Origin of the sequence: Nocardia sp. NBC_01329 (genome assembly GCF_035956715.1) — a bacterium.
GTDB lineage: Bacteria > Actinomycetota > Actinomycetes > Mycobacteriales > Mycobacteriaceae > Nocardia.
Genome location: NZ_CP108381.1, coordinates 807,578 through 820,233, shown reverse-complemented (window position 1 = coordinate 820,233; position 12,656 = coordinate 807,578). Strand labels below are relative to the sequence as shown.

12 protein-coding genes are annotated in these 12,656 nt (G+C 68.1%); 3 read left to right on the top strand and 9 right to left on the bottom strand.

Annotation, left to right across the window (positions count from 1 at the left end; translation table 11 throughout):
• Nucleotides 1-102: 102 nt before the first annotated feature.
• On the bottom strand, nucleotides 103-1,413 hold the full coding sequence (locus OG405_RS03835; RefSeq protein ID WP_327150261.1) for an outer membrane protein assembly factor BamB family protein: 1,311 nt from the start codon (nucleotides 1,411-1,413) through the stop codon (nucleotides 103-105).
• 139 nt (nucleotides 1,414-1,552) lie between these two features.
• On the opposite strand from OG405_RS03835, the gene OG405_RS03830 reads away from it, so the two are divergent.
• Nucleotides 1,553-2,302: an acyltransferase gene (locus OG405_RS03830; protein ID WP_327150260.1), complete on the top strand. Its 750-nt coding sequence runs from the start codon at nucleotides 1,553-1,555 to the stop codon at nucleotides 2,300-2,302.
• 9 nt (nucleotides 2,303-2,311) lie between these two features.
• Here the strand turns inward: OG405_RS03830 and OG405_RS03825 are convergent, their stop codons facing one another.
• Nucleotides 2,312-2,860, bottom strand: coding sequence for a DUF1697 domain-containing protein (locus OG405_RS03825; RefSeq protein ID WP_327150259.1), 549 nt, complete (start codon nucleotides 2,858-2,860; stop codon nucleotides 2,312-2,314).
• 176 nt (nucleotides 2,861-3,036) lie between these two features.
• Between OG405_RS03825 and OG405_RS03820 the strand changes: the two genes are divergently transcribed.
• Together OG405_RS03820 and OG405_RS03815 are read left to right on the top strand one after the other, a co-directional pair.
• On the top strand, nucleotides 3,037-3,252 hold the full coding sequence (locus OG405_RS03820; protein ID WP_327150258.1) for a hypothetical protein: 216 nt from the start codon (nucleotides 3,037-3,039) through the stop codon (nucleotides 3,250-3,252).
• 659 nt (nucleotides 3,253-3,911) lie between these two features.
• On the top strand, nucleotides 3,912-4,655 hold the full coding sequence (locus OG405_RS03815; RefSeq protein WP_327150257.1) for a hypothetical protein: 744 nt from the start codon (nucleotides 3,912-3,914) through the stop codon (nucleotides 4,653-4,655).
• 85 nt (nucleotides 4,656-4,740) lie between these two features.
• Here OG405_RS03815 and OG405_RS03810 read toward each other — a convergent pair whose 3' ends face one another.
• From OG405_RS03810 to serB, 7 genes are all read right to left on the bottom strand, one after another.
• A complete protein-coding gene (locus OG405_RS03810; protein ID WP_327150256.1) occupies nucleotides 4,741-6,012 on the bottom strand; it encodes a class I SAM-dependent methyltransferase in 1,272 nt (423 codons plus the stop codon).
• The gene (locus tag OG405_RS03805) at nucleotides 6,012-6,992 is read right to left on the bottom strand and encodes a class I SAM-dependent methyltransferase (RefSeq protein ID WP_327150255.1); all 981 of its coding nucleotides are present in this window, start codon (nucleotides 6,990-6,992) and stop codon (nucleotides 6,012-6,014) included. The genes OG405_RS03810 and OG405_RS03805 overlap by 1 nt, the downstream gene beginning before the upstream one ends.
• Before the next feature lie 72 nt (nucleotides 6,993-7,064).
• Nucleotides 7,065-7,853: an enoyl-CoA hydratase-related protein gene (locus OG405_RS03800; protein WP_327150254.1), complete on the bottom strand. Its 789-nt coding sequence runs from the start codon at nucleotides 7,851-7,853 to the stop codon at nucleotides 7,065-7,067.
• 11 nt (nucleotides 7,854-7,864) lie between these two features.
• Nucleotides 7,865-8,764 carry an NUDIX hydrolase gene (locus OG405_RS03795; RefSeq protein WP_442790657.1) on the bottom strand — a complete coding sequence of 300 codons (900 nt, stop codon included), beginning with the start codon at nucleotides 8,762-8,764 and terminating at the stop codon, nucleotides 7,865-7,867.
• Nucleotides 8,765-9,081: 317 nt separating this feature from the next.
• On the bottom strand, nucleotides 9,082-9,915 hold the full coding sequence (locus OG405_RS03790) for an ABC transporter ATP-binding protein (protein WP_327150253.1): 834 nt from the start codon (nucleotides 9,913-9,915) through the stop codon (nucleotides 9,082-9,084).
• 257 nt (nucleotides 9,916-10,172) lie between these two features.
• Nucleotides 10,173-10,934, bottom strand: a complete 762-nt coding sequence (locus OG405_RS03785) for an aminoacyl-tRNA hydrolase (protein ID WP_327152190.1) — start codon at nucleotides 10,932-10,934, stop codon at nucleotides 10,173-10,175.
• A gap of 165 nt (nucleotides 10,935-11,099) precedes the next feature.
• On the bottom strand, nucleotides 11,100-12,317 hold the full coding sequence (serB, locus tag OG405_RS03780; RefSeq protein ID WP_327150252.1) for a phosphoserine phosphatase SerB: 1,218 nt from the start codon (nucleotides 12,315-12,317) through the stop codon (nucleotides 11,100-11,102).
• Nucleotides 12,318-12,656: the final 339 nt, after the last annotated feature.

Sequence of the window (12,656 nt, the reverse complement as noted above, 5' to 3'; positions counted from 1 at the left end):
TCGACGCGACAGCGACCCGCTGCCCGGCATCGGATAATCCATCTCCGGCGGGGCCGGACTATTGCCGCACATCCGGCGGGGCCGGACTATTGCCACGCAGTATCAATCGTTCTCCGCGAAGGCGAAGATCTCGCCGATCCGGGTGGCGACCACGACCTCTCCGTCGGCACCGACCGCGGTACCGGTGGTGGTGCCCTGGCCTCCCGGCAGGACGTCCGAGTCCAGGGTGGCGCCCGTGCGGGTGTCGAAAGTGACGAGGTTCAGTCCCGTGCCGATCGCGGCGGTGACGTAACCGGTGTCCCCCGCGGTCTGCACCGGGAGGCCGCGCAACGCGAGATCCTTACGCTCCCAGACCCTTTCGAAACTGGCGCCGGTATCCTGGAGCGCGATCAGGTAGCCGTTGTCACCGGCGGGGATGATCAGGCCGTCGTCGGAGACCGAGATACCGCGGCGCGGCTCCCAGTCCAGTTGCGCCTCCCATTTCGGGGTCCCGTCGGTCGCGTTCACCGCGATCAGGCGTTTGCTGTTGTCGCCGATGTAGAGGGTCGCGCCGTCGGCGGAAAGCGCCGGATCGGTGGCACTACCGTCGGCCAGGATCTCCCGGCTCCACTCCTGCTCGACCTTCCCGTCGGCGTAGCGCAGCGCTACCAGGGCGGCCCTGGCCTCGCCCGGTTTGCGGACCGTCGCATAGATCCGCCCGCTGTCGATATCCATGGCCGCGACGGTCGCGACCGCACAATCCGGGCCACCGGTACGGCAGTCGTCGAGACCGGCACCGGCAGGTGGCCAGTCCAGATTCGGCGACTGCAGGAAATCGGGTTGCGGCAGCAGCTGCTGGGTGGGCGCCATCCGCCTACCGGTCTGCCGTTCGAGCACATCGACCTGGCCCGACTGGGTGATCACCAGCAGATGTCCGTCCCCGGTGAACTGCATCCCGATCGGGACGCCCGCCACCGGCGTACGCCAGCGCGGCTGACCGAGGAAATTATTCGATTCCACCCCGCTGTCGAGACCCGCGTACACATTGTTCGCCCCGTCGAGCAGGGTGGGCGAATAGACGGCGTTGGGGCCCAGTGGATTACAGAAGCGTTTACGCCCGGTGCGCATCTGGTAGGAGAAGACATCGCACTGCGCGTCGGTGCGACTGGTGACGAAGATCTGCCCCTCCGATCCCACCGTCGGCGGCTGCACGATCGGCCCACCGACCGGCCGCGACCACTGCAGACTCAACGCCCGTGAGCCGGTCACCGGGGTGGTACCGCTGTTACGGCTCTCGTGCCCGGGAGCGGGCCAGCCCAGCCCCCGGCCGACGGTGATGTCGTCGACATCGGTTCCGCACGCGGTGAGCACCCCCAGGGCGGCCACCGCCGCCGTAAGCCAGGACACGGTCCGTATGCCGCTGCCGATACGCACCTGCTGGTCTCCTCCGTCGTCCTGTCTCCCCGGGCCCACGTGTGTGTGAGATTAACGGAAGGGTATAGGCCGGGGTCCCCGAGCACGAAAGTAGGCTGTTCGGCAGTACTGGCAGCACAGAATCCGAGGAGAGACGAACGTGTCGAGCATGTGGGGCGCACCGTTGCGCACGCGTTGGCAGGGCTCCCGGCGGCGTGACCGGCGGCAGGCCCGGTTCCTCACTCTCGATTCGCTGCGCTGGGTGCTGACCAATCGCGCCTATACGCCCTGGTACCTGGTCCGCTACTACCGGCTGCTCAAGTTCCGGCTCGCCAACCCGCATGTGATCCTGCGCGGCATGGTGTTCCTGGGGCGCAATGTGGAGATCCACGCGACCCCCGAGCTGGGCCGGCTCGAGATCGGGCGCTGGGTACACATCGGTGACGGGAACGCCATCCGCTGCCACGAGGGCTCGCTGCGGATCGGCGACAAGGTGGTCTTCGGTAAGGACAATGTCGTCAACACCTACCTCGATATCGAGATCGGTGAATCCACCCTGGTCGCCGACTGGTGCTACATCACCGACTTCGACCACCGGATGGACGACATCACCCTGCCCATCAAGGACCAGGGCATCGTGAAGAGCCCGGTCCGGATCGGCCCGGACACCTGGATCGCCGCCAAGGTCACCGTGCTGCGCGAGACCCGGGTCGGCCGCGGCTGCGTACTCGGGGCGCACGCGGTGGTCAAGGGCGAGATCCCGGATTACAGCATCGCGGTCGGCGCACCGGCGCGGGTGGTGAAGAACCGGAAGTCGACCTGGGAAGCCGGGGCCGCCGAGCGCGCGGCCCGCGACGCGGCGCTGGCCGATATCGCGCGGAAGAAGAACGGGGTTACCCAGGAGGCCTGAGCGTACCGCCTACTTCACCGCATCGATCTTCTTGACGACCCGCTGCACGGTGAGCCATGTGCGGGTCGTGATGTCCTTGCCGTAGGCACGCTCGAGCCAGGCCATGAAATTCGGCGTCTTCGGCGTGCTGTTGTCGATCACCGTGAGGAAGACCCGGGCCGCCTCGTCGTAGCCGATGACCTCGGTGAGCGGATCACCGTCGGTCGGCGCGACGGGCGGGGCCTCGCCGGTTCTCTTGAAGAAGGTCGCCGTGAGGTAGGTGCCACGACCGTGGGTGTAACCGGCGAACGGATCGCGATCGAGCAGATCCCGCAGCTCGGCCTCGCTACGGATGATCGTGCCGCCCGGAATTCCGAGTTCGGCGTTCAGGGCCTCCTGGATCCGATCTTCGAGTTCGGCGATATCCGTATCCGCCGCGCCGAAGACGATATTGCCGCTGGACAGCACCGAGGCCACCGCATGGAATCCGAGGCCGGTGAATACGCCGCGCAATTTATCGTTGCTCATATTCGGATTGCTGGGCATGATCCCCCGCAGCAGCGCGGCGTACATCGTCATGAGGCGACCGTACCCCGGCCCGCCGACACCGCCGGCCGACCCGCTCTCGCTGTCCACCGGCCGAGGGATCGGACCGCCCGGAGAACCGGGGGCAGGGCACGTCGGGGCTGTGCCACGAGCGCGAACTCCACTAGCCTCACAGCTGATCCGTACCGCCCGATCGGAAAGAAGTAGCCATGCGTCATGTTCTCCGGGTCGGCCTCCTCGTATCGGCCCTCCTGACGGCCCCGCTCGCCACCGCGGCCACCTCCTCGGCCTTGCCGCTCGAACCACGGTCCTCGGCCGTCGAGCGGCAGGCACCCGAGAGCGTCGGTCTCGTGTGCACCATGCAGTACCCTCCCACTCCCCTCTGCTGGTTGTCGTCGTTGTCGGCCTCGGGGCCGCAGGCCTGACGACTACCCGCGGACCGCACCTCGCCTGCCCGCGAACCATTCGCGCACCACCGTTTCACATTTCCTTTTCCGCAGAGCCCAACAGCACCGACATAATTACCTAAGATGGCAGTACTGATCGATATCTTCGGCCGGCTCGCCCAGCTCACGCCGGGGTGACCCGGGGGCGTCCTCGAGGTACCGGAAATCGATATGCCGGGTATCGATACCGAGCCGGGAGGGCGATGCCTGTAGAAGTCCGAAATTGCATGGGCTGGAGCCGATCACCGGGGTGTTGATCGAGCAGTTGGTCCAGCGGCCGGCGGGCCGGAGCCGGTCGCTGCCGGTGGTGGTGGCGGTCGGACCGCCGGGCAGCGGGAAAACCGTTCTGCTGCACGCTCTGGCGCAGCGCTGCGCGAAACTCCCGCTCGCCCATATCGATCTGGGCCAGGGCGAGCGAGCCCCGCGAGAGGTATTCGGCGAACTCGCGTTCGAATTGGGCAGGCATCGGCGGCAATTCGGGCGGATGGCATTCCCGCAGTTGTGGCTGTGCCTGGTGGCGGTGGGGAGCACACTGCATATGCAGGAAGACAATCGCCGTGCGTCACTCCGGAATTTGCGCGATGTCATCTCCAGTGCGCAGCCGATGGAGGCGCGCAGTAACACGTGCCAACCGGATCATGGTCATCCGCGACGACAATCAGGTGGACCACTACGGCCGCACCCTCGCCGCGGCCTTCACCGCGCGCTTTCACGACGATCCGCAGCGGCTCGTCGAGAGACCGGAAACATACGATTCCGGCGTCAGCACAGCGGCCAGCACCTTCCGCCGAATGCTGCCGAATATCTGCCAGAACGCCCCGGACACCATCTATTTCGCGGGCCGGGCGGGCCACGCGCTCGGCTTCCTGACCGCGCTGGCCGAACGCAACTGCCGGACACCGATCCGGATACTCACCGCCGACGATATGGCCGGCCGCCGCCTCGACGGCAGTCCGGCCGGGATCGCGCTGGAAACCGGGGTATCGGTGCTGTATACGGGGCAGGTGCATCCGCAGGCCTGGAGCGACGATCCGGATCGGTTCAGTCCGAGCGCCCTCGGACAGTTCGCGGACGATTGTGCGGGAGATGTCTGCTTTCGCGCATTCTCCGAGGACGGCAACCTGGAGGACTTCGCCGCCATCATGGAATACGATGCCGCCGGTACCGCTGTCGAGGCGATCCGGCGGGCGGCCGAATACGCCGGCCCCATCGTGGCGCCGGGTCAGGTGGTGCAGGAGATGAAACAGATGCACGGGGCCACCGCGATCCTCGGGGCGAGCGGACGGCTCGATTTCGACGAGAACGGGCTGCCGATCAACAAGACCATTCCCATCTTGGAAACCAAGGTCGGGGAGCCGACAGCGTATGTAGGGCTGCCGTGAGGGCGTACCGGGTCCCGGATGAACGCCCGGTCCCGGCCGGAAAACCTCACCCTGCTCGCCGTGGAAAGCTGCGCTGATCCTCCACTCAGGGGCGCGAAGGCTCACACAGGAAGACAGTGGCCGCGCTGCCGATACGCGTGATCACGAGCGTATAGGGCCGGGATCCGGTGAGCTTCAGCCGTCGCCGCAGGACATCGGGATCGATATCGACACCGCGGACCAGGATTTCCAGCCGGCCGCAGTCGCGGCGGCGCAATTCGGCCCGCAACACCTTCTCGCGCAGGACGCAGCGGTCGAGAATGCGGAAACCGCGCACACCGTCGGGAAGCCGGTCACCGGTCAGGTAGGCGATACGCGGATCCAGCTGCCACAGACCGTGGCGGGCACCGTAATGGCGGACCAGTCCGGCGCGGACAACGGCACCGTCGGGGTCGACGATCCACTCTCCCGGGTCCCGCTCCGGGATCTCGTCCGGATCGGCATCGGTGAGAGTGGATATCGCCCCCGCCGAGGTGAGGACGGTGGCACGGCGGGCGATGCCTGCTTCGCGCAGTCCCGCCGACCACAGGCATGCTTCCCGGACGCCCCCGTCCAGCGAGACGACCTCGACCTCGCCGTCCCAGTCCAACCGGTCGAAATCCAGTCCGGGAGCGCATTTCACGACCAGATCACGACCTGCGTACGCCGAGAGCAGATCCGGTAGCGGCGGTTGCAGCGCGGCCGGATCGTGGGTGCGCTTTCCGTCCGCTCGGCGCCCCGGATCGGCGACGACGACCGTGCCGGAGGTACACGGGGCCAGCGCGTCGGCACGCACCAGCTGTATTTTCTGCCCCGCCTTCGGCGGGTCGGGGCTGTGTTCGATTGCGGCGCCGCGGGGTCGGGGCCCTCGAGACCCCGCTGTCAGGGAGCCGGCACAGATTGGGTTCGGGGACGGGCGGATCAGGTTGTAGTGGGCAATGGCCAGCCGCACCGGGTCCAGATCGCTGCCGACCACCCGCGGGCACACCCGGGCCAGTTCGGCCAGCTCCGCACCTATCGAGCAGGTCACATCGTGGACATCGCGGCCGGCCAACCGGCGGGCGCGATGCCGGGCGACCAGCGTGGGAGTGGCCTGCTGTAGCGCTTCGTCGGTCAGCAGCCAGTCCTGCGCACCGGACAGTTTGCCCGCCGCCCGGCGACGCAGGCGCACGGTTTCGATCAATGCGGGCGCGCGATCACCGTAGGTCCGCCGAACCAGCGCCACATCGCGCAGCTGCGACGCGGCGGTGAGATCCAGTTCGGCGACCGCGGCCAGTGCCGCCGACCCGGCCACCGAACCCAGATAGGCGATATCGCCCGGGGCGAAGCTGTAGCCCACTATTTCGCGGCGGCGGCCGGTTTCACTCCGGTGATCATGGCGTTGTAGAAGAACTGCCGCGGCACCACCCGGCGCATCACGTTCTCGTCCACCCAGCTCAGCCCGATCCACGCGCGGTACATCGCCATCCGATAGCCGATTGTCAGCTTCTCGTCCGGCACAGCCGACTCGAACGTACGTACCGGCCACCCCCACAGGGCGGCGGCGAATTCCTCGGTATGCGCGGCCACGTCCACCGCGCCGGCCGAGCGCGCCATATCCTCGAGCTGAGCCGGATCGAAAGTGTGCAGATCGACCACGGCCTCCAGCGCGGCGGCACGCGACGATTCGTCCAGTTCTTCCTGGGGTCGGCGCCAGTCCCGCAGGAAGGGGAGTTTGGTGAGGGCGGTCGTCGCCTTCCAGGTGATGTTGCCGAGGTTGCGGGCGTACACATTGCCGATGGTGGTGGGTTCACCGGCGAAGACGAAACGGCCTCCCGGTTTGAGCACCCGCAGGCATTCCCGTAGCGACTGTTCCACATCCGGGATGTGGTGCAGGACGGCGTGCCCGACGACGAGATCGAAGGTGTCGTCCTCGTAGGGAATCGTCTCGGCGTCCGCGACCCGGCCGTCCACATCCAGGCCCAGGTGCTCGGCGTTGCGCAGCGCGACCTTCACCATGCCGGGCGACAGATCGGTGACCGAACCGCTCTTCGCGATACCGGACTGCATCAGGTTCAGCAGGAAGAAACCGGTCCCGCAGCCCAGCTCCAGGGCACGGTCGTACGGCAGTTCCGCATCGGTGCCGACCGCGGCGTCGAACCGGCCACGGGCGTAGTCGATACAGCGTTCGTCATAGGAGATCGACCATTTGTCGTCGTAGGTCTCGGCTTCCCAGTCGTGGTAGAGCACCTGGGCGAGCTTGGTGTCCTCGAATGCTGCTTCGACTTCCGCGGCGGTGGCGTGCGGATGTGGCGCGGGGTCGTCGGGGCGTACCGTCATGGTCGGAAAGCCTATCCTTTGCCTCCCGCTCGACCGATACCACCGGGTAGGTTCGGGTGGCCTCCGACTCGTTCAGCGCCCGGTGAACGCCGCCGACCCCGGCCCGTCGCGCAGGTAGGAGCGGGTTCCGATGCGCTGATCCTCGGTGCTGAACAGCTGAGCCCATTCGGTGCGGGCTCGTTCGTGACCGTGCGGCCCCGCCTCGAACACCGCCTTCGCCGCGGCCAGCGCCCGCGCCGGGCCGTCGACGAACCGGCGCGCCCATTCGATCGCCACCCCCAGCACATCGTCGGGTGCGACGACCTGATCGACCAGGCCCAGCCGCGCGGCCTCGTCCGGTTCGACGAAACGGCCGCTGTACACCAGATCCTTGGCCGGCCCGGGGCCGATCAGCAGCGATAACCGCCGGATGCCGGCGAGTGGGATCAGACCGGCATCGATCTGCGGGAAACCGAGCTTCACATTGTCGCCGACGATCCGCCGGTCGGCGCCCAACGCCAACTCCAGACCCGCTCCGAGGGCGTATCCGCTGATCGCGGCGACCGTGGGCTGCGGGACCGCGGCGAGACAGCTCAGCGCGGCCTGTAGGTCGGCGGCCATCGCGCCGGCCTGTTCGGCCGGGAGCTCGGCGAGTTCGGCCAGATCGTCACCGGCGCAGAACACCCGCTCGTCCCCGTAGACCACTAGCGCGGCGATCTCCGGATCGGCACCGCACGCGGTGGCCGCGTCGGCGATCTCCCGGATCAGCTGGGTATCGAACAGATTCATCGGCGGGCGGGCGATACGCAGCACCGCCACACCACGCCCGGACCCGCTCGCTTCGTCGGACCCGAGCCGGGACAGGGATACGAATTCCGCCATGGACGGTTACGCTACCGGCCGTCCGCGACGCCGCCCGCATTCCCCGAGCCGCCGAGCAGCGCCGGATCGGTATCGCGCATCCCTTTCGACCCGACCAGCCGGGACGGATCCGGCAGATCCGCGAAGTAACGCATGTTGTCCGGGAACTGCAGCAGTTTCTTGCCGTCGGCCTCACCGAATTCCGGCTGGATCGGATCGATCTGTGGTTCGGCCGCCAGGATCTGCGCGGTATCCCGGTAATCGGCCAGCGAGGTCAGCTGCGACCAGGTGGGTGGCAGCAGCACATGCTCACCGGCTTTCCAGGTGTCCAGTGCGGCGGCCGGCGTGGACCACTGCACCAGATCGGTTTCCGTGGTCGCGCCGTCGGCCAATTGTCCCTCGGGCAGCACCGCCACGAAGAAGTTGGTGTCGTAGCGACGACGTTCCACCGTCGGTGTGATCCAGCGCGACCACGGCCGCAGCAGATCGGCGCGCAGCACCAGCTGCCGTGCGGCGAGGAACTCCGCCAGCGTCAGATCCCGGCCTTCGATCCGCTCCCGCTCCGCGCGATACCCGCCCGTATCGGCGACAACCGTGTCCGCGGTAAGACCGGCCAGCAGTACCCCGCACTCCTCGAAGGTCTCCCGTACCGCCGCGCAGACCAGCGCCTTCGCCCGTGCGTCGGACACGCCTAATCGCTCGCCCCACCACCGCGGCGGCGGCCCGGCCCATTCGATGGCCACCGCGGCGTCCACCGGATCCACCCGCCCGCCCGGAAAAGCGGTCATCCCCGCGGCGAACTCCATGGCCCCCGCCCGCCGCTGCAGGAACACCTCCGGACCCGTCGCACCGTCCCGCACCAGCATCACGGTCGAGGCATCCTTGGCTTCGGGCACCCCGGCATCCGGATCCGGCACAGTCGTCTCACTCACCCTTCGCACACTAGCCGTGTTGCCGGCGTGCCGACCCCTGCGGGTCTCAGCGAGCCCACCACCGTCCGACCGGCCGACCCTCTCCTCACCCCTGGCCGACCAGCTTCTGGCCCCGACCGAACCCACATCGGATCCTCCCCCCGAACAACCGCACCCCCCGCGCCGAGTCTTACGAGGCCCACAAAGGTCGAGGCCCGTCCCGCCGCTGCGCCCTCGAAAGCGCATGCGCCGAAGGCGCGAGTCTCGAGGGCGCAGCGGCGGGACCCCCCGGGGCCTCGACCCGCGCCGCCGCAGGCGGCGCCGAATAAACACAGCCCCTACCGCGACCGGTGCCGCCCGAGCCGCCGCGCCCGCCGGGCGAAGAATCGCCCGTCGATCCGGTCCAGCGCGATGGACTGCCGGAACGCCTCACTCAAATTCTCGGCCGTCAGCACATCGTCGATCAGGCCCTGCTTGACGATTTCCCCCTCGCTGATCAGCATGCAGTGCGTGAAGCCCGGCGGGATCTCCTCGACGTGATGAGTGACCAGCACCAGCGCCGGAGCGTCGGGATCGGCGGCCAGATCACCGAGGCTCTCCACCAGTTCCTCGCGGCCACCCAGATCCACGCCGGCGGCCGGTTCGTCCAGCAGGAGCAGTTCCGGGTCGGTCATGAGAGCGCGAGCGATCAGGACCCGTTTGCGTTCGCCTTCCGACAGCGTGCCGTAGGTGCGGTCCAGAAGATGTTCGGCGCCCAGGCTTTCCAGCATGTCGATCGCGCGGTCGGTATCGACCTCGTCGTATTTCTCGCGCCAGCGGCCGAGTACCGCGTATCCGGCCGACACCACCAGATCGGCGACCCGCTCTTCCTGCGGGATGCGCGCCGCCAGCGCCGCCGACGACAGCCCGATCCGCGGCCGCAGTTCGCTGACGTTCGTTTTGCCGAGCCGTTCACCGAGCACATAGGCGGCGCCGTAGGAGGGGTGGGTTTCGGCCGCCGCGATCTGCAGCAACGAGGTCTTACCGGCTCCGTTGGGGCCCAGCACGACCCAGCGTTCGTCGAGTTCTACCTGCCAGGTCACCGGGCCCACGAGGGTGTGCCCGTTGCGGCGGATGGAAACGTTGGTGAAATCGATGAGCAGATCTGGATCGGGGTGCGCCACGCGCTCCATCTTGTCTCGAGGCGAACACGATCGCGGCACCGGGCACCCGCGATTCGCCGGAGCACCAGCCGGGCCCCGAGCCAGAGGATGCCCGAGTCCGCCGTATGCGATGAACGGGACCGGCGGCCGGAAACGAGAACACCTCGACGTCCGCGGCCGCCGCGTGGTCGCGGACGGAGGTGGGTCGGGAGTCGTACCGGCCGCCACCACCGATCCCCATGAGGTGTCGCCTTCGGGTGGGTGACGACGTGAACCGTGCTCGCCTGCTACCAATGGTCCGGCCGCGCGGGCCGGGTGGCGATCACGGTGGTGGAGCCGGGTGCGACCTCGGTGAAACCGGCGTCACGTACGGCGGTCGCGGCGCTGCGGGTGACAGCGGCGCGCAGCATCTGCCATTGATCGGGGCCGGCCTCACGGACCGCGCAGGCGAATCCACGCTGTGCCCAGGTCCGGGCCTGTTCCACCGGCAGCGCACCGGCGAAGAGCATGCTCGCGTGCCCTACCTGCGCCGCGGCTTTACCGACTGTCATACCCAGTTCGGCGTTCACCCAGAACACCGGGACGTCCAGTGGCACCGGCCCGGGATCGTCGGATTCGAGGTCGGTACCGCCGATCTGGAGTCGCCGGATCCGGGCGTCGACCGCACCCACGGGGCTCGGTACCAGGGCCCGCACCAGGGCGCCCCCGCTCTCGACGGTCACTCCGGGGACCTCGTTCGCGGCCGCCCACTGAGCGCCGCGCGCCCGCCGGGCGACCTTCCGGATCCGCGACCGCTTCCAGGCCAGATACCGCTCCTCCCAGTCCCCTTCGAAACCGACCCGCGGATCCAGGCAGAGCGCGACCGCCGCGGCCGCCGCGGCGGCGAGCACATCACTGCGCGCGGGTGGATCGGTTTTGGGGAGGTGCAGCACCATCTGCATCGCTTGCACCTGTGCGGGATCCTCGGGATCGCCCAGACCCCCGTATCCCGCGGCGAGTTCGTCGTGGCGCTCGGAAAATCCCGGCTCCGTGCAGAACTCAGGATCCATGCCATCCTCGTAGTCCGGATCCGCATCAATGTAGTGACCGTTCGCCGCCACATCCGTCACGCCGCTATCCGGCATTTCACCAACCCTCCCAGCACCCGAGCAACACCGGACGACAGCCTACCCACGCGCCGCCGTATATCCCCCCGCGGCGCCGGAAAGCACAACTCACCCCAGTGGAACCCGGCGCAGCAGGCCGTCTTCGGCGTCGGCGGCTTCGACCTCGTCCCGGGTCACACCCAGGATGAACAGCACGGCATCCAGATAGGGATGGGAGAGCGCGGTATCGGCGACCTCGCGCAATGCCGGTTTGGCATTGAAGGCCACGCCCAGCCCTGCCGCGTTCAACATATCGATATCGTTGGCGCCGTCGCCCACCGCGACCGTCTGCTCCATCGGCACCCCGGCGTCCGCCGCGAACGCCCGCAGCGCGGTCGCCTTGTACGCGCGGTCCACGATCTGCCCGACCACCCGGCCGGTGAGTTTCCCATCGACGACTTCCAGCACATTGGCCTGGACGAAATCGAGGTCCAGCTCGCGCGCGAGCGGGTCGATCACCTGCCGGAAACCGCCGGAGACCACACCGCACCGGAAACCGAGCCGCTTGAGCGTCCGGATGGTGGTCCGGGCGCCGGGCGTGAGTTCGATGGTCGCCGCCACCGCGCCGATCACCGATTCGTCCAGCCCCGCCAGGGTCGCCACCCGCTGCCGCAGCGATTCCTCGAAATCGATCTCCCCGCGCATCGCCGCCTCGGTGACCTGCCGGACCTGTCCCTCGACCCCGGCGTGAGCTGCCAGCATCTCGATCACCTCACCCTGGATCAGGGTGGAATCCACATCGAAGACGATCAGCCGTTTGGCCCGGCGCGCCAACCCGGCCCGTTCCACCGCGATATCGACCCGTTCGATGACCGCCACATCCGCCAGCGCGGTCCGCAACCGCGAATCGGTATCCCCATCATGGTCGGGGGCGGTCACCATCAACTCCATCCCCGTCACCGGGTAGTCGGCGATCCCGCGGATCGTATCGATATTCGCCCCGAGCCCGGCCAGCTCCCGGGATACGGCACTGAACGCCCGCGCCGTCACCGGCGAGCCCAGCACCACCACGGCGTGTGTGGACACCGGGGCCCGCGCGACCTCGGGATCGATATCGATGTCCACCTGCATACCGACGGTGTTCATCGCCTCTTCGAGCTCGTCCTGCAACGACTCGGGGTCGGCGGGACAACTGATCAGCACCCCCAGGGTGAGCCGGCCGCGGATCACGACCTGCTCGATATCGAGCAGACTCACCCGACGCCGCGACATGGCCGTCAGCAGAACCGACGTCACACCGGGACGGTCGGGCCCGGTAACGGTGACCAGCACGGTGGTCTCGGCCACAAAACACCCCTATCTTCGGCGCCACCTCCGGCGGCGCAAGTCGGGGCCTCGTGACCCCGGGTTGTGTTTATTTGCCCCGCCTTCGGCGGGGCTGTCGGGGCCCTATTAACCCCGGTTCTTCACTCCTGCGCTCAGTCGCTGCGCTCCATCGCTTCGTCGCTCCAGAACCGGGGCGGGCCCCGACCACGGATGCCGACCATTCGGAAGGAGCGCCACGCTGCGCACGATCGCGGGGCCCACGGGCCTGCCCACAACAATGTAAGTACACGACCCACCCCACCGGCCGACGCCCCCTGGACACCGACCCCCGTAGCAACCGTGAAGACCAACCCCACCACC